The 15,157-nt window shown below is 67.6% G+C and carries 20 protein-coding genes; 16 read left to right on the top strand and 4 right to left on the bottom strand.

The features are described 5' to 3' along the window. Positions 1 to 103 precede the first annotated feature (103 nt). The 3 genes from GKZ92_RS23795 (at position 104) to GKZ92_RS18195 (ending at position 1,431) form a co-directional block, all read left to right on the top strand. Positions 104 to 262, top strand: coding sequence for a hypothetical protein (locus GKZ92_RS23795; RefSeq protein ID WP_230461832.1), 159 nt, complete (start codon positions 104 to 106; stop codon positions 260 to 262). A gap of 5 nt (positions 263 to 267) precedes the next feature. Continuing rightward, positions 268 to 603 (top strand): hypothetical protein, encoded by a 336-nt coding sequence (locus tag GKZ92_RS23790; RefSeq protein WP_230461831.1) that lies wholly within the window; start codon positions 268 to 270, stop codon positions 601 to 603. A gap of 81 nt (positions 604 to 684) precedes the next feature. Continuing rightward, positions 685 to 1,431, top strand: a complete 747-nt coding sequence (locus tag GKZ92_RS18195) for an alpha/beta fold hydrolase (protein ID WP_035753618.1) — start codon at positions 685 to 687, stop codon at positions 1,429 to 1,431. Here the strand turns inward: GKZ92_RS18195 and GKZ92_RS18190 are convergent. Beyond that, positions 1,428 to 2,366, bottom strand: coding sequence for an oxygenase MpaB family protein (locus GKZ92_RS18190; protein ID WP_006360283.1), 939 nt, complete (start codon positions 2,364 to 2,366; stop codon positions 1,428 to 1,430). The two genes, GKZ92_RS18195 and GKZ92_RS18190, sit on opposite strands and share 4 nt — an antisense overlap. A gap of 100 nt (positions 2,367 to 2,466) precedes the next feature. Between GKZ92_RS18190 and GKZ92_RS18185 the strand changes: the two genes are divergently transcribed. The 10 genes from GKZ92_RS18185 to GKZ92_RS18140 all read left to right on the top strand — a co-directional run bounded on the left by GKZ92_RS18185 (position 2,467) and on the right by GKZ92_RS18140 (position 10,902). Continuing rightward, the gene (locus GKZ92_RS18185; protein ID WP_006360282.1) at positions 2,467 to 3,453 is read left to right on the top strand and encodes an o-succinylbenzoate synthase; all 987 of its coding nucleotides are present in this window, start codon (positions 2,467 to 2,469) and stop codon (positions 3,451 to 3,453) included. Positions 3,454 to 3,546: 93 nt separating this feature from the next. Further along, the gene (locus GKZ92_RS18180) at positions 3,547 to 4,884 is read left to right on the top strand and encodes a cytochrome P450 (protein ID WP_035753507.1); all 1,338 of its coding nucleotides are present in this window, start codon (positions 3,547 to 3,549) and stop codon (positions 4,882 to 4,884) included. A 5-nt stretch (positions 4,885 to 4,889) separates the two neighbouring features. After that, positions 4,890 to 5,537, top strand: a complete 648-nt coding sequence (locus GKZ92_RS18175; protein ID WP_035753510.1) for a TetR/AcrR family transcriptional regulator — start codon at positions 4,890 to 4,892, stop codon at positions 5,535 to 5,537. Between the two features lie 75 nt (positions 5,538 to 5,612). Continuing rightward, positions 5,613 to 6,512 (top strand): SDR family oxidoreductase, encoded by a 900-nt coding sequence (locus tag GKZ92_RS18170; RefSeq protein WP_035753517.1) that lies wholly within the window; start codon positions 5,613 to 5,615, stop codon positions 6,510 to 6,512. A 14-nt stretch (positions 6,513 to 6,526) separates the two neighbouring features. Next, positions 6,527 to 7,123, top strand: coding sequence for a hypothetical protein (locus GKZ92_RS18165; RefSeq protein WP_035753619.1), 597 nt, complete (start codon positions 6,527 to 6,529; stop codon positions 7,121 to 7,123). Continuing rightward, the gene (locus tag GKZ92_RS18160) at positions 7,120 to 7,629 is read left to right on the top strand and encodes a hypothetical protein (protein ID WP_035753520.1); all 510 of its coding nucleotides are present in this window, start codon (positions 7,120 to 7,122) and stop codon (positions 7,627 to 7,629) included. The genes GKZ92_RS18165 and GKZ92_RS18160 overlap by 4 nt, the downstream gene beginning before the upstream one ends. Then, the gene (locus GKZ92_RS18155; protein ID WP_075863999.1) at positions 7,629 to 8,315 is read left to right on the top strand and encodes a hypothetical protein; all 687 of its coding nucleotides are present in this window, start codon (positions 7,629 to 7,631) and stop codon (positions 8,313 to 8,315) included. Before GKZ92_RS18160 ends, GKZ92_RS18155 begins: the two co-directional genes overlap by 1 nt. Next, positions 8,312 to 8,875 (top strand): hypothetical protein, encoded by a 564-nt coding sequence (locus tag GKZ92_RS18150; protein WP_035753521.1) that lies wholly within the window; start codon positions 8,312 to 8,314, stop codon positions 8,873 to 8,875. Before GKZ92_RS18155 ends, GKZ92_RS18150 begins: the two co-directional genes overlap by 4 nt. Positions 8,876 to 8,944: 69 nt before the next feature. Then, entirely contained in the window at positions 8,945 to 10,150 is a 1,206-nt protein-coding gene (locus GKZ92_RS18145) for an NAD(P)/FAD-dependent oxidoreductase (RefSeq protein WP_035753523.1), read from the top strand. A 5-nt stretch (positions 10,151 to 10,155) separates the two neighbouring features. Continuing rightward, positions 10,156 to 10,902, top strand: coding sequence for a DNA alkylation repair protein (locus GKZ92_RS18140; RefSeq protein ID WP_035753524.1), 747 nt, complete (start codon positions 10,156 to 10,158; stop codon positions 10,900 to 10,902). A 4-nt stretch (positions 10,903 to 10,906) separates the two neighbouring features. On the opposite strand, the gene GKZ92_RS18135 is transcribed toward GKZ92_RS18140, so the two are convergent. The 3 genes from GKZ92_RS18135 to mftR all read right to left on the bottom strand — a co-directional run bounded on the left by GKZ92_RS18135 (position 10,907) and on the right by mftR (position 13,147). After that, positions 10,907 to 11,296, bottom strand: coding sequence for a DoxX family protein (locus GKZ92_RS18135; protein WP_035753526.1), 390 nt, complete (start codon positions 11,294 to 11,296; stop codon positions 10,907 to 10,909). A gap of 36 nt (positions 11,297 to 11,332) precedes the next feature. Further along, positions 11,333 to 12,391, bottom strand: coding sequence for a ferredoxin--NADP reductase (locus GKZ92_RS18130; protein ID WP_035753527.1), 1,059 nt, complete (start codon positions 12,389 to 12,391; stop codon positions 11,333 to 11,335). 126 nt (positions 12,392 to 12,517) lie between these two features. After that, entirely contained in the window at positions 12,518 to 13,147 is a 630-nt protein-coding gene (gene mftR, locus GKZ92_RS18125; RefSeq protein WP_035753528.1) for a mycofactocin system transcriptional regulator, read from the bottom strand. Positions 13,148 to 13,307: 160 nt separating this feature from the next. On the opposite strand from mftR, the gene mftA reads away from it, so the two are divergent. From mftA to mftC, 3 genes are all read left to right on the top strand, one after another. Then, a complete protein-coding gene (gene mftA, locus GKZ92_RS18120; RefSeq protein WP_035753529.1) occupies positions 13,308 to 13,415 on the top strand; it encodes a mycofactocin precursor MftA in 108 nt (35 codons plus the stop codon). Continuing rightward, complete coding sequence (gene mftB / locus GKZ92_RS18115) at positions 13,415 to 13,774, top strand: mycofactocin biosynthesis chaperone MftB (RefSeq protein ID WP_035753531.1); 360 nt, start codon at positions 13,415 to 13,417, stop codon at positions 13,772 to 13,774. The genes mftA and mftB overlap by 1 nt, the downstream gene beginning before the upstream one ends. 69 nt (positions 13,775 to 13,843) lie before the next feature. Then, positions 13,844 to 15,133 carry a mycofactocin radical SAM maturase gene (mftC, locus tag GKZ92_RS18110; RefSeq protein WP_035753532.1) on the top strand — a complete coding sequence of 430 codons (1,290 nt, stop codon included), beginning with the start codon at positions 13,844 to 13,846 and terminating at the stop codon, positions 15,131 to 15,133. Positions 15,134 to 15,157: the final 24 nt, after the last annotated feature.

The raw sequence follows: 15,157 nt of genomic DNA, 5'->3' as shown, positions 1-15,157 counted from the left end.
CCTCGATCCGACGATGCGACCTCGATCGACGTCGCATCGTCGAACAGAGGTCTGCGGGTGGTGGCATCGTCGTAGGGGTCCGATCCTCCTCGTCTGTTATTTCGTGTTCGACCAGCCCGACACCGAGTGGATGCTGTGGACCGGTATCGGGGTGACAGTGCTCGACGTCCTGATCGGCATCGGCGTCGCATCGATGTCTTACCGCGGGGAGTCCGCTCCGAGAGGCTTCGGGCCACCGGCGTACGAGGGTTCGCCGAGGTGACGTCGATGGGCCAGACCGGGGTCGAGATCAACAATCAGCCCCTCATGTCGCTGGGGTTGCGGATCTCGGGGTCGGGGTTGGTCCCCTTCGGGGTGAACACCCGCACGGTGGTCCCGATCTTCCGGCAGCCGGCGCTGTACCGCCGCCGGCTGGCGGTGCTCGTGGACCCTGCCAGTCAGGAGTCCGAAATTGACTGGGAGGCAACGGAATCAATGAGCGATCCGATGCCATCGACAGGTCTGTCGGAGGGTGGGACGCGCACCTTCGCCGACCGGCTCTCGTCACTCGACGACCTGTATCGCGTGGGTGCTCTCACCGAGGACGAATACCGACGCCCGTGAACGGATCGTCGACGAACTCTGAACCCGAGAAAGCCCGAGTGTGACGGGGCGCGCAAGGCCGCCTTTCGTAGGCTCGAGGGCATGCGTGTGCTCAGTCGACGTGCCGAACCCGACCTGGCGGTCCGGGTGGCCGGTGAACCCGACCGTGGCGTGCCGGTGGTCCTCGTCCACGGGATGGCGTCGGATCATTCGACCTGGCGGCCGCTTGCCGCGTCGTTGCGACGGCAGGGTCGTGGTGTGGTCAGCGTCGATCTGCGCGGGCACGGCCGCAGCGGACGCCCCGACGGCCCGTACCGTCTCGACGATTTTCGTGACGACCTGGTGTACGTGCTCGACAATCTGGGGATTCACGTGGCCGACGTGGTCGGGCATTCGCTCGGAGCCCACACCGCGTTGCGGCTGGCGATGTACGAACCGTCCCGTGTGCGTCGGATGGTCCTCGAGGAGGTCCCGCCGATGCCGCGGGACGAGGCCGATCTCTCCGAGGGAATCACCATGAAAGCGACGCTCGGCGAGCAGATCCGTGGGCTCGTCGCGCTGGCGCGCAACCCCTTCCCGGTCTTCCGGTTCGACGGACGGATGGGCGACGAGATCGTCGCCGAGTTCGATGTCTGCGCACCGCAGTGGTGGTCGGAACTGCCTCGCGTCAGCGCCTCCACGATGGTCATCTCGGGCGGGGAGCGCAGCTTCCTGCCGCCCCGCCACCTGCGGACGGTCAGCGAGGCGCTGCCGGACTCACGGTTCGTCATCCTCGACGCCGGGCACAGCGTGCACCGCGACCGCCGTGCGGAGTTCATCCGGCACGTCGAGGGATTCCTGGGGCGTTAGGCCGCGGGCTTGTTGTGCAACGGGCGGGGGTCGATGCCGACCTTTTCCCACGCCTCGTACGCCCACGGGACGTAGAGGTACTTGAGTGGGAGCCTGTTGACCAGCGGGTTGATCGCACGCATGAAAGCGGCGAAGCGCTGGAAATTCTTCTCCTTCTTGTCGTTCCACTCCAGGTCGCAGACATCGCGCATCTGCTGGGGGAGTGTCCCCACGATGACCGTGCGGATGAACGCATTGAGCGGAGCCGACAGGACGTTCCACACCGGGGCCGGGATCTTCTTGGGTCGGGGCAGTCCCTGGCGGATGTAACCGGTCGCGTAGACGATCGTCTTGTGGGGGACGAAACGGTTGAGCATGTCCTCCCAGTAGGCGACGAACTCCTCGTACGTCTGGGGCTGGCCGCGGTCGCTGACACCGTAGAGCTGGTACCAGACCTTGCTTTCTTCGAAGATCTGGACCTTCTCGGCATAGGTGAGGCGACGGATGAACGTGTCGGTGATGTAGAGAACCTGGTCGACGAAGGTTGCGTGGGCCCAGTAGAACAGCTCCGGGTTCAGCGCGTGGTAGCGCGAACCGTCGCTGATGGTGCCCTTGATGTCGCGATGGAAGTCGCGCACCGTGCGGCCCCATTTCTCGGGTTCGGTGCTATACACGGTCTTCATCACCGGCGGTCCGGTGCGCTTGGCGCGGCCGAGGAAGTCGCTGAAGATCACCGAGTGGTCGAGGACGGCCTGCCCGAGCTGCTCGATGCAGTTCTCGGTGCCGGCCAGGCGCTGAAAGCCGAGGATGCCCCGCGAGTCGCCGTAGAACTTCCACACGAGTGAGTCGGCTCCGAGCCGAGGCCGCACGATCTCGCCGGCGGTGTCCGGGGTGTCGTCGACGATCATCGGTTCCGCCTCGCGGATACCGGCATCGAATCCCTGGTTGACTGACATGAGAGCGAGGGTAGCGGACTTGGAACAAAGTGAAAAGGTTGTTCCATCGAATTCACACAACCCTCGTTCAAGGTTGACGCCAGCGACTCAGGAGGAAGCGATGCCCGGCGGCATGAGGGGCGAGTGGGAGCTCCCGGACGTGGAGGACCTGCTCGCGACGGCCGTGGTGGTCCGCCTCCCCATGCGGACCAGGTTCCGTGGGCTGACCTTCCGCGAGACGATGGTCTTCGCCGGGCCGGCGGGGTGGGGCGAGTTCGGCCCCTTCGTCGAGTACGAGGACGCCGAGGCCTCCGCGTGGCTGCGCGCCGGTATCGAGGCCGCCTATCTCGGTCCGCCACCCGCGGTCCGGGACACCGTGCCGGTCAACGCGACCGTGCCCGCCATCCCGGCCGACGAGGTGCCCGACCTGCTGAAGCGATATCCGGGCGCGGGGACCGCGAAGGTGAAGGTCGCAGAACCGGGTCAGACGCTCGACGACGACGTCGCGCGGGTCGCGGCGACACGTGAGCTGATCGGGAGGGTGCGGGTCGACGCCAACGGCGGCTGGTCGGTGGACGAGGCGATCACCGCCCTACGTGCGATCGGCGACGTCGAGTACGCCGAACAGCCCTGCCGCACGGTCGAGGAGCTCGCGCAGGTGCGGCGTGCGGTCGAGGTCCCGATCGCCGCCGACGAATCCATCCGCAAGGCCGACGACCCATTGCGCGTGGTCGCCGCGGATGCCGCCGATGTCGCCGTGGTGAAGGTGGCGCCCCTCGGGGGGATGCGTGCCACGCTCGAACTGGCCGACACCCTGGGTCTCGACGTGGTGGTGTCGAGTGCGCTCGACAGCGCAGTCGGCATGGCGGCCGGGGTCGCCGCGGCGGCGGCGCTGCCTCGGCTCGACCTCGCCTGCGGACTCGGCACGGGCTCGCTGTTCACCGCCGACGTCGCACCGTCGTTCCTGATGCGTGACGGTGTCGTCGAACCGCGCTGGTTCGGTCCCGATGCCGACGTCGACGCCGTTGCGCATGCCGCCCCGGAGGGCCGCAGACAGTGGTGGCGGGATCGGCTGCGGCGGTGTCATCGCCTGCTCGTCGAGGAGTGAGTTAGGAACGCTTTTACCGAATCGTCTCAACATGGTCTAGTATGCGATGTGGATCACATTCCGTAGGGCTCTCTGTTCGGAAGGAGACGGTCGATGGCATCGGTACTGGCGACCCCGCCGGCGGGTAGCGACCTGCAGGCCATCCCGTGCTCCGGCCGCAACAGCTCCCTCGAGATCATGTCGATGCGGCGTGACCCGTTCGGCTTCGCCGACCGTCGCCGGGCGCAGTTCGGCAACGTGTCCGGGCTGAACGCCTTCGGTGTGCAGATGGTCATGACCGGAAACCCGCGGGCCGCCCAGGAACTCCTGATGAACAAGGACCGGGCCTTCGCCAACGGTCCGGCGTGGAGCTATTTCATCGGTCCCTTCTTCAACCGCGGCGTCATGCTCCTCGACTTCGACGAGCACCGTCATCACCGGCAGATACTGCAGCAGGCGTTCGGCACCACCGCGCTCAAGGGTTACCTGCAGGAGATGCAGCCGATGATCGCCGAGCGCGTCGCGGAGTTCCCGGTCGGTTCGGTGAAGCTGTTCGACCAGTTCAAGGCACTCACCCTCGACCTCGCGCTCGAGGTCTTCCTCGGGCTGAACCTGCCCAGGGACGAGGCCGACCGGATCAACAAGGCGTTCATCGACACCGTCCGCGCCGGCGTTGCCTACGTACGCAAACCCGTGCCCGGTGGACGATGGTGGAAGGGACTGCGTTCTCGCAAGGTCCTCGAGGAGTTCTTCTACGCCAACATCGCGGCCAAGCGCGCGCGGGAGACGCCGGATCTCTTCTCGGTCCTGTGCCACGCGGAAACCGATGAGGGGCACAGCTTCGCCGACGAGGACGTGGTCAACCACATGATCTTCGTGCTCATGGCCGCGCACGACACCTCGACCATCACGATGACCCAGATGGCCTACAACATGGCCAAGCATCCCGAGTGGCAGGACCGCGCCCGCGCCGAGTCCCTCGAACTCGGACCGGAACTCGGCTACGACGCTCTCGCCGGCATGACGGCCCTGGATCTGGTGATGAAGGAGTCGCTCCGACTGTGCCCGCCGGTCCCGGCGCAGCCCCGTATGGCGGTCAAGGACACCTCGATCGAGGGCTTCTACGTCCCCGAGGGCACCATCGTCACCACGTCATCCCTGTCCAGTCATCGGGATCCCGAGTTCTTCACCAACCCTGACATGTTCGACCCGGAGAGGTTCGGTCCCGAACGCGCCGAGGACAAGTCCCACCGCTTCGCCTGGATGCCATTTGGTGGTGGCGTTCACAAATGTATCGGCCTGTATTTTGGCCAGATGGAGATCAAGACGATCATGCACCACCTGCTCCGCGGGTACGAGTGGTCGGTGCCGGCCGACTACGTCCTGCCCATGGACTACAGCGCGCTGCCCGTGCCCAAGGACAGGCTCCCCGTGACCCTCCGGCGTCGGTGAGTCGCGTGTCGGACAATCTCGTGAAGGACACCGTGAACAGCGCTGCAAAGGGGAAGGGCGTTCGCTCGTCCAACCGCAAGGTGCGCAACACCGCCAGCCCGGCCGACCAGGAGGCCGCGATCCTCGCCGCCGCGGGCTCGGAGTTCGCCGAGGTCGGGGTGCGGCGCGCCAACATCGACGAGGTCGCGGCCCGTGCGGGCGTCAGCCGCAGCACGCTCTACCGCCGCTTCCCCAACAAGGAGGCCCTCCTTTACGCCGTCGCCAACGACGCCTACGAGCGGGGCATGAAGAAACTCGAGGAATCGGTCAAGGGGATGGGCCCCAAGGATGCCCTGGTCGAGGCCTTCGCGGTGGGCGCCGAGCTGGTCAAGTCCGATCCGTCGCTGAGCCGGATCGTCCTCACCGACTCCGAGATCAAGAGCGTCACCGCGAAGATGACGTCGCTGTTCATCGACATGGTCACCGATCGGGTCGCCGCCACCCTGCGCGACGAGGGTGCGCAGATGCCGGTGGAGGACCTGCTCGAGGCCGTCGAGATCCATGTGCGACTGGTGATCTCGCTCCTGGAGACCCCGCCGTCGGACCCTGCCCGTACCGATCCGCAACAGGCCCGTGCGTTCGCCACGAAATTCTTCGCCCCGATGATCTGGTGATCAGCACGTGACTTTCGACGGCCCGTGGCGCCGTTACTCGCTTTCGATCCAACGACAACCACCCGAGGGGAACCAATGAGCCTGCGCGACAAGCTGTCCCGGACGCCCGATCACGACGCCATCCGAACGGCGCTGAAGGACAAGGTCGTCGTGGTGACCGGTGGTGCACGCGGAATCGGATTCGAGACCGCGACGCAGCTGTTCCAGGCGGGTGCGAAGGTCGCCATCGGGGACGTCGACGGCGAGGCGGTGGGCAAGGCCGCCGCCGACCTCGGCATCGAGGGCGTCGAGGTCGACGTCACCAAGCGGGAGTCCTTCGACGCCTTCCTCTCCGAGGTCGAATCCCGACTCGGACCGATCGACGTCCTCGTCAACAACGCCGGCATCATGCCGGTCGGTCCGTTCCTGTCCTACGACGACACGATCATCCGACGCACCTACGACATCGACGTCCTCGGTGTCATCATCGGCTGCCAGGAAGCCGCCCGCCGGATGGCCCCGCGTCGTACCGGCCACATCGTCAACATCGCGTCGACGGCCGGCCGTATCCCGACCCCGGGTCTGACCATTTACAACGGTGCCAAGGCCGCGGTGATCGAGTTCTCCGAGGCCCTCGGCGCGGAGCTGGAGCCGGAGGGCGTCACCGTCAGCGCCGTTCTCCCGACCTTCACCCGTACCGCCCTGATCTCCGGCCTGCAGACCAACAGATTCATCCAGACCGTCGCGCCCGAGGAGGTCGCAGCGATCGTGGTCGAGACCATCGCCCGCCCGGTGACCCGGGTCTACGCCCCGCGATCGATGCGCTGGGCCGACTCCAGTCCGCTGTTCCCGCAGGCGATGAAGCGGTTCACCCGCAAACTCACCAAGCTGGACTCGATCTTCCTGCGCCCCGACCAGGAGGCGCGCGCCGCCTACTCGAGCCGTATCCGCGGGGAGAAGATCGAGAACAAGCCGAACACGCGCCTGTCGTCGTAGAGGAGAGCGTGGCGTTGAGGGAAGGGGCGCGGTCGGGCGCCGCAGAGATCGCCGCGGAGCGCAGTGCTCGGCGTCAACTGGGCGAGGCGCTCGAAGAGTTGCACGCGCGCGAGGTCGACGCCGGCCTTCGCCGGCCGGTGCCGCGGCGCCGGTGGATTCTGGCGACGCTGGTGGCGGTCGTAGCCGTCGTCCTCGCCGGCGTCGCGGTGGTGGCGTGGTCCGACACGCGGAATGCCCCCACCGACGACGACTTCGAGCGCGCGGCCGCCGACCGTGTCGCCGTGCTGATCGCACCGGACCACCGCGATCCGAGTCGCGCGCGCAAGATCCTCGCCGGTGCCACCGGCACCTTCTATGACGAATTCGCCCAATCCGCCGACAGTTACAGCGCTTTCGTACAGGCCAACGGATCGGTGTCGGAATCCTCGGTCGACGGCACCGGGGTCTCCGCCCGGGACGGTGACAGCGCCACGGTTCTCGTCGCAGCGACCGTCGTATTCGACGCCGCCGGAGACACCGGGGAAGAGCAGGCACGCCGGTTCCGGCTTCGTGTGCTCGTGACCCCGGACGACGGTGCACTGAAACTCGGGGCGGTGCAATACCTTCCATGACCACATCCGGATACATCTCGGTGCGCGCCGGAGCTCTCCGAATGCTGGTGGCAGCGCTGGTTCTGGCCGCGGCGCTCGTCGCGGTGGGATTCGCGTGGCGTGCACACGCTGCGGGAGATGCGCTCCAGCAGAGCCGCGAACAACTCCGCGAACGCGCGGGCACGATCGTCGCCGACGTCTTCTCGGTGGATTCCACGCGGTGGCAACAGGATCGGTCGCGGGCTCGTGCGCTCGTCGCCCGCGACTTCCTCGACAGTTACGGCGCACAGCTCTCCCGGCCGCCGGAGCAGGGGACGGCCGCGGTCGTGTGGCGGCCGGAGGTCGTCAGCGTGGTCGACGCCGACGCCACCGAGGGGCAGGCGCTCCTCCGGGTGGCGGTGACGGTACGGTCCGACGCTCCCGCCCGGTCCGAAGCCGCCGCGACGACGGTCCGCCGATCGGTGCTGGCCCGCTTCGTCCGTGCCGACGACGCGTGGCTCCTCGCCGCTGCCGATGTGATCGGGTGATGGCGGTGACCGATGCTGCGAGAACCGAGTCTGTGACGACCGGCACGGCGACCACGGCCCGTGTGCAACTCGCGCGGGATCGGGTCGACGAGGCGCGAAGGGAAGCACGCACGACCAGGATCGCCGCAGCACCCGCGCTGCGGGCGCGTGCCGTGCGACGGACACGCCTGCTACGGACAGCCCTCATCGCCTCGGCGGGCGCCCTCGCGATCCTGGTGATCGCGGGTGCTGTCCTGGGATGGCAGATCCGCGGACAGCGGGCCGAGGTCGATCATCAAGCCGAGGTGCTGGATTCGGCGCGGGCGGGGGTCACGGCCATGCTCACCGCCGACCCGGCCGATGCGGACGGCTTCGTCGACGGCGTGCTCGCCGTGAGCACCGGCGCGCAGCGCGACCGCATCGACAGCGCGCGTGAAGCACTGGTCGCCGAGGTGCGCACGCAGACCGGACGCAGTGTCGGACAGGTGGTCTCGGCCGGGCTGGTGACCGACCCGACGTCGGACGACGCCGGCACCACCGTGGATGTGCTCGTCGTCGCGGACGCCACCAACCCGCTGCTGCTCGGTTCCGGAGGAACGGATGGGCAGGCCGCGGCCGTCGACACGACCGCCGAACGGATCACCGCGCTGATCACCATGGAACGCACCGGTGACGGCTGGAAGATCGCGGGGGCACGTCAGCCGTGAGCGACCTCCTGGAACCGCGCCCCACTCGCCGCCAACGCCACCGTCTCGCCGTCCTGGCCGCCGTCACGGTGACTGCACTCGTCGTCGCACTGATCGCCTGGATCGGGGTGCTGCGATCGGACCCGGGGCCCGCAGAGGACGAGCGCGCCGCCATCCTGTCCGCGGCGGGCGGGGCGGTCGCCGCACTCATGACCTTCGGGCCGGACGACCCACCCGACCAGCGTCGCCGAACCGACGCATTGCTCGCCGATCCATTGCGACTCGAGTACCGCAATCGTGGTGTCGACGTGGTGGTCCCGGGAGCGCGGGCCGCCTCGGTGTGGATGGTCGGACGCGTCGTCGGAGCCGGTCTGAACGACAGCATCACCGAACGGGCGAGGGTCCTCGTGTTCGTCGACCAGACGGTCTCGGTCCGAGACGACGGAAAATCTACGGGGTTTAGGGAACCGGCCGACGCGGGGGACGAGACGACCCCTATCGCGAGGTGGGCACTTATGCGTAAGGTCGACGGGAATTGGCTGTTGTCCGACCTGCAACCGGTCGGAGACGTAACCCGTTGAGGCGAGTCGCCGGGATGTCATCGGGCATCCCGGGCGGGACGGTGTCCGCGGGGTGAGAGGGGACGGAAGATGAGTGGATCAGTCGCGGGCGTCGTGATCGTCGGGGCGGGCCTGGGCGGGATCAGGATCGCGGAGAACCTGCGCAACAACGGGTTCACCGATCCGATCACCCTGGTGGGGGCCGAAGACCATCCGCCCTATGATCGTCCGCCTCTGTCGAAGTCGGTACTCCTGGGCAAGGACGATCGCGTCGACCTCAAACCGGCGGAGTTCTACGGCGAATCCGACATCACCCTGCGTCTGGGCTCCGCGGTGACCTCGGTGTCGCCGGCGGAGAAGACCATCACCCTGGCGTCCGGGGACACACTCGCCTACGACACTCTGGTGCTGGCCACCGGTCTTGATCCCCGTCCGTTCCCGGGTCTCGCCGACGCCGTCGCCGGCGTACACATGATCCGCACCTACGACGACGCGGTCGCTCTGCGCGAGGAGATCGATTCCGCCTCGACCGCCGTGGTCATCGGCGCCGGCTTCATCGGCTGCGAAGTGGCCGCGAGCCTCACCTCGCGCGGGTTGAGCGTCAGCCTCGTCGAACCCGCCCCCACCCCGCTGGCGGTGGCGCTCGGCGAGGAGATCGGCATGCTGGTGTCCCGGCTCCACACCGACAACGGCGTGGACCTGCGCACCGGGGTCGGCGTGGCCGAGATCGTCGTCGCCGACGATGCCGGCGGACCGAGGGTCACCGCGGTCAAACTCGCCGACGGCACCGAACTCCCGGCTGATCTCGTGGTCGTCGGCATCGGTTCCACGCCCGTCACGGGTTACCTCGAGGGCTCCGGGATCGAACTCGCGCCGCGTGAGGTGGGCGGTGGAATCGCCTGCGATGCAACCGGACACACCAGTGTCGACGATGTCTACGCGCTCGGCGACGTCGCCAACTGGCGTGACGACGACGGCACCCCGCATCGCGTCGAGCACTGGAATCACACGGTCGAACAGGCGTCGGTCGTCGCCCACCAGATCGCTGGTGGTGACGCGGTGACCGCGGCGGTCTCGTACTTCTGGAGCGACCAGTTCGATGTGAAGATCCAGGTTCTCGGCGCCCCTCGGGCCGACGACACCGTCCACGTCGTCGACGACGACGGCAAGAAATTCGTGGCCTACTACAGCAGGGACGGCATCCTCACCGCAGTCGTCGGCGCCGGCAAGGTCGGTGCGGTGATGAAGACCCGGCCGAAGCTGCTGACGCCGACACCCATCGCCGACCTGCTGTAGCACCGGTGGGTGCCGAGCTGACGGCTGCAGCGGTGCGCGCGGCCGCTGCCGAGGTCGCCGACCCGCAACGCGCCGTCGACCTCGCCAGGTTCTTCCAGGTGCGCCCCGGCGGCTACGGCGAGGGCGACGAGTTCATCGGCCTGCGCGTGCCGCAGCAGCGGGCCATCGCCAAGCGGTTCCGTGGCATCGACGCCGGTGAGGTTGTCGCGCTGTTGGATTCGCCGGTCCACGAGCATCGGTTCATCGCGTTGGCCCTGCTGCGGGGTGAGTTCGAACGTGCCCTACGGCCGCGATCGGGCCCGGACCGGGACGAGGCTGCGAGGTGGGTCGAGCTGTACCTCGACGCGGTTCGCCGGGGCCGGGTGAACAACTGGGATCTCGTGGACTCCTCGGCCGATCCGGTACTCGGTGAGTACTGCCGCCTGCGCGGCGACTCCGGCATCATCGTCGATCACGCCGCCGACGACGACCTGTGGCGGCGTCGGGTGGGGATCATCGCGACCTTCGCCCACATCAAACACGAGGACGCATCGGTCCTTCTGTCGGTGGCGCCACTCGTCCGCGACGACCGTCGGGACCTCATCCAGAAAGCTTTCGGATGGATGCTCCGGGAGACCGGCAAACGCGTCGACGATCGGATACTCCTGACGTACCTCGAGGAGAACGCCGGCCGAATGGGCCGCACCGCACTGAGTTACGCGATCGAGCACCGGAGCCCGGAGGAACGCGCGTACTTCCGTGCGTTGAGGTGAGGGGTCAGTCCTCGCGCGCCACGCGGATCGCCGCCCAGATCATCGGGAACTGGAACGGCAGGCGTGCCAGGGCGACGATCCGGTAGGGCAGTGGCTTGTCCCACCAGAGGCGCACCATGTTGAGGTTGGCGGGATAGACGGCGAGGAACAACAGCGCCGACAAAGCCGCGGAGAGACGACGGGTCCGCGGCACGAGAAGTCCGGCGCCCAAGCCGATCTCGGCGACACCGGACAGGTAGGTCAGGGTCCGCGGATCGCCGGGGATCTCCTCCGGGATGATCTCGTCGAACGGTTTGGGTGCGACGAAGTGAAGCACGCCGATGCCGAGGAGCATCACCGCCAGGCCGCGGGCGAGTTGGAGCGGATTCAGCCGAGACTTCCGGATGGTGGTCACGTCGTCGTGCTCCTTCGCGTTGGTCGGAACTGCCTGTCAGAACTCGATCTTGAGCGAGTCCGAGGTCGGGTGGGCCTGGCAGCCCAGGATGTACCCGTCCTCGATGTCCTCGGGGTCGAGGGCGCCGGCGTTGTCCATGTCGACGGTGCCCTCGGTGAGGGTGCAGGCGCACGAACCGCATTCGCCCTCCTGGCACGAGTACGGGGCGTCGAGACCAGCCGCCAGCATCACGTCGATGAGCGTCCGCTTGCGCGGCCAGCTGAGGGTGTGGGTCTCACCGTCGAGTTCCACCTCGACCGTGGCGGCGGAGGCTTGGTCCTCTTCGCTGACCTCTTCGAGTTCGACGTCGGCGAACGGGTCGCCGGACAGCGAGTTGTACACCTCGGTGTGGACGTTGTGATGCGGGAAGTTCGCCTGTGTCAACGCTTTGTGGACGGCGTCCATGAAGGGGCCGGGGCCGCACATGTAGGCGGTGTGGGTGGTCGAGTACGGCGCGAACACCGACGCGAGAGCCGCTGCGCTGGGCAGCCCCTGCAGGCTCTCCAGCCAGTGGACGACGGTGAGCCGGTCGGCGTGCGCGTGGAGCAGGTCGCGCAGCTCGGCGGCGAAGATGACGTCGCCCTCACTGCGGTTCGCGTAGAAGAAGACGACCGGAGCGCTGCTCTTCTTCAGTGCCGCCTTGAGGATCGACATCACCGGTGTCACGCCGCTGCCCGCGGCGATCAGGAGCAGTGGGTCGTCGTAGGACTTGGGTGTGAAGACGCCCGACGGCGGCAGCACCTCGACCTGGGAGCCGGGGGCGAGGTTGTCGCAGACCCAGTTGGAGCCGTAGCCGTCGACGGTGCGCTTCACGGTCACCTTGGGGCGTGCATCGGTGTACGGCGACGACGCCAGTGAGTAGCAGCGGGCGACCGAGCCGGTCTTCTCGCTCGGGATGCGCAGGGTGAGGAACTGTCCCGGCTTGTAGTCGGTGAAGGCGGCCGACGACGCCTCGGGGACCTCGAATGCGATGGACTTGGCATCGGACGTCTCATCGATCACCTCGGCCACCGTGAGGATCACGCTTCGTGAGCCGTGAGGGGTCAGGTCAGACATGTAGCAGCTCTCCGACGTCGAGGACCGGGGCGAACCGGCCGAATTAGAACACGTTCTACTTCAGGATAGCCCAATCGGTGGGTGTCCCACGAGGCCCTGTTGGAGCCGGTGTGGTCACGCCGCCGATCATGGCACGCGGGACAGCGATGCGACTCCGTTCGCGACGGTCCGCGCGCCGTCGGAGATCAGTTCCTCGAGGTCGGCGTCGGGGTCCGCGAGCCACTGCTCGTAGGCGGCGAGCGCCGCGCCCAGGCACAACCACCCGATGGTCTGGGGCAGGTGATCGTTCTCGTCGAGGCCGAGCCGGGCCGCGCAGAACTCGGCGATGACGTGACGCCAGTCGGCGTACATGATCATCGAGTGTGCCTGGAGCGCAGGAACTCCCAGCAGCAAGGACATGCGTCGGCGGTGGTTCTCCAGTTCCTCCGGCGGCACCCGGTTGAACACGACCAGGGCATCCACGAGGGCGTCGGCCATGGGGATGTCGGTGGGGATCTGGGCGAGGAGCCCGCGTAGCTCGCCCAGATGGTCGTCGAACTCTCCCCACGGGATCTCGTTCTTCGACGAGTAGTACCGGAACAGCGTGCGACGCGCGATGCCCGCGGCCTCGGCGATGTCGTCCACGCTGGTCTCCTCGAAACCCCGGGTGGTGAACAGGCCGATCGCGAGCGCGCTGATCCGGGCGCGCGAGGAGATCGGGCGTCGCCCGGGTGCGGCCCGCCCGGGGCCCGCATCCTGCTGTGTCGTCGCAGTCATCGAGACCTCACCATATGGGATCCGTTCGCGCGCAGCGGGTCGAAGGGGCCCGAACCGCCTGTCCGAACGGGCAGTTTTGCTCTAGCGGTAGAAATCTGCACTGAGTGCCACTATAGTCCATCGTGATCCGAGTCACTTAGAAGATCAGGAGGTATGGATCATGGCCGACCAGTCCGCGGTTACCGCTGCAAACTCGAACGAGACCGAACTCATCGCCGAGTCGCTCGTCGAAGAGGTGTCGATCGATGGGATGTGCGGGGTCTACTGATGTCAGCCCCGACATCGAATCCGACCTCCGGCGACCGTTCTGCGGTCGCCGGGGTCCGGTTCGACACCCCAGCCCCCGATGCCCCCGCCGGCTTCGACACGTTCGCCGCGTGGGAACTCAACCCGAAGGTGGCGCTGCGCCCCGAGCCGTTCGGCGCGTTGCTGTACCACTTCGGTACCCGCAAGCTCTCGTTCCTCAAGAACCTCACCGTGGTCGGGATCGTCCAGTCCCTCGCCGATCACGACTCCGCCGAGGCGGCCCTCCTGGCCGCGGGTGTCACGCCCGCCCAGCGGCCCCTGTACGTGCAGGCGCTCACGGCGCTGGCCGACAGCGCGATGATCACGCCCCGCGCGGCCTGACCGAGCTCCACCCCCGATCGACAGCCCCGATCGGCTCCCCGCTTCCGCCCAGACCCTAGGACCGACACGATGACGACCATCGAGATGCCGCCCACTGCAGCCGAACTCGTGACCTCACAGCGTGCGAGCGCGCCCGCCGACCAGGTGCCCAAGGTCGGCCGCCTCGTAGACCAGTTCGAGCGCGGCCTCGACGCGCCGATCTGCCTGACGTGGGAACTCACGTACGCCTGCAACCTGGCGTGTGTGCACTGCCTGTCGTCGTCGGGCAAGCGCGACCCGCGCGAGCTGTCGACCGAACAGTGCAAGGCGATCATCGACGAACTGCAGCGCATGCAGGTCTTCTACGTGAACATCGGCGGTGGTGAGCCGACCGTGCGCCCCGACTTCTGGGAGCTCGTCGACTACGCCACCAGCCACCAGGTGGGAGTCAAGTTCTCCACCAACGGTTTGCGCATCGACAAGAAGGTTGCCGCACGCCTCGCCGCGTCGGACTACGTCGACGTCCAGATCTCGCTCGACGGTGCCACCGCTGAGGTCAACGACGCCGTGCGCGGTCCCGGTTCCTTCGACATGGCGGTCCGGGCGCTCGAGAACCTCGCCGAGGCCGGCTTCGCCGACGCCAAGATCAGCGTCGTCATGACGCGGCAGAACGTCGCGCAGCTCGACGAGTTCAAGGCGCTTGCCGACCGCTACAACGCAACCCTGCGCATCACCCGCCTGCGTCCGTCCGGCCGTGGCGCCGACGTGTGGGACGACCTGCACCCGCTGCCCGAGCAGCAGCGTGAACTCTACGATTGGCTTGTCGCACACGGCGATCGCGTGCTCACCGGCGATTCGTTCTTCCACCTCTCGGCCTTCGGCGGGGATTCCGGCGGCGGCCTGCCCGGCCTCAACCTCTGTGGCGCGGGACGCGTCGTGTGCCTCATCGACCCGGTCGGCGACGTGTACGCCTGCCCGTTCGCGATCCACGAGAACTTCCTCGCCGGGAACATCTTGTCGGACGGCGGATTCCAGGAGATCTGGCAGCGTTCGGATCTGTTCACCGAACTGCGCGAACCGCAGAACGCCGGTGCCTGCACCAAGTGTGCGCACTTCGACGCCTGCCGCGGTGGCTGCATGGCGGCCAAGTTCTTCACCGGCCTGCCGCTGGCCGGACCGGACCCCGAGTGCGTGCAGGGTTACGGCGAGGAGCTCCTCGCCGGGGAGCGCACCAAACCGACGGCGAACAAGGATCATTCGCGCGGTACCCCGCTGACGCTGATGACCCGTCGACCCGACGGGGACCTCACCCCGGTCGGTCGGCCCACCAAGTCCTGTGATGAGAACCCGCTCGCCGGGTTCGCCCCTGCTGCGCGGTAATCCGCCCCGCGGCCCAACAGTGTC

The organism is Gordonia sp. 135 (assembly GCF_009720185.1).
In the GTDB taxonomy this organism is placed as follows: domain Bacteria; phylum Actinomycetota; class Actinomycetes; order Mycobacteriales; family Mycobacteriaceae; genus Gordonia; species Gordonia alkanivorans.
Note: the sequence above shows the minus strand (reverse complement) of the source record. Positions and strands in the feature narration are given on the sequence as shown.

What these genes read in the sequence shown, in the direction of transcription:
- GKZ92_RS23790 (WP_230461831.1), top strand. Translation starts at nt 268, where the DNA reads ATGGGCCAGACCGGGGTCGAGATCAACAATCAGCCCCTCATGTCGCTG.
- GKZ92_RS18185 (WP_006360282.1), top strand. Translation starts at nt 2,467, where the DNA reads ATGCCCGGCGGCATGAGGGGCGAGTGGGAGCTCCCGGACGTGGAGGAC.
- GKZ92_RS18195 (WP_035753618.1), top strand. Translation starts at nt 685, where the DNA reads ATGCGTGTGCTCAGTCGACGTGCCGAACCCGACCTGGCGGTCCGGGTG.
- GKZ92_RS18170 (WP_035753517.1), top strand. Translation starts at nt 5,613, where the DNA reads ATGAGCCTGCGCGACAAGCTGTCCCGGACGCCCGATCACGACGCCATC.
- GKZ92_RS18190 (WP_006360283.1), bottom strand. Translation starts at nt 2,366, where the DNA reads ATGTCAGTCAACCAGGGATTCGATGCCGGTATCCGCGAGGCGGAACCG.
- mftR (WP_035753528.1), bottom strand. Translation starts at nt 13,147, where the DNA reads ATGACTGCGACGACACAGCAGGATGCGGGCCCCGGGCGGGCCGCACCC.
- GKZ92_RS18180 (WP_035753507.1), top strand. Translation starts at nt 3,547, where the DNA reads ATGGCATCGGTACTGGCGACCCCGCCGGCGGGTAGCGACCTGCAGGCC.
- mftB (WP_035753531.1), top strand. Translation starts at nt 13,415, where the DNA reads ATGTCAGCCCCGACATCGAATCCGACCTCCGGCGACCGTTCTGCGGTC.
- GKZ92_RS18130 (WP_035753527.1), bottom strand. Translation starts at nt 12,391, where the DNA reads ATGTCTGACCTGACCCCTCACGGCTCACGAAGCGTGATCCTCACGGTG.
- GKZ92_RS18145 (WP_035753523.1), top strand. Translation starts at nt 8,945, where the DNA reads ATGAGTGGATCAGTCGCGGGCGTCGTGATCGTCGGGGCGGGCCTGGGC.
- GKZ92_RS18155 (WP_075863999.1), top strand. Translation starts at nt 7,629, where the DNA reads ATGGCGGTGACCGATGCTGCGAGAACCGAGTCTGTGACGACCGGCACG.
- mftC (WP_035753532.1), top strand. Translation starts at nt 13,844, where the DNA reads ATGACGACCATCGAGATGCCGCCCACTGCAGCCGAACTCGTGACCTCA.
- GKZ92_RS18160 (WP_035753520.1), top strand. Translation starts at nt 7,120, where the DNA reads ATGACCACATCCGGATACATCTCGGTGCGCGCCGGAGCTCTCCGAATG.
- mftA (WP_035753529.1), top strand. Translation starts at nt 13,308, where the DNA reads ATGGCCGACCAGTCCGCGGTTACCGCTGCAAACTCGAACGAGACCGAA.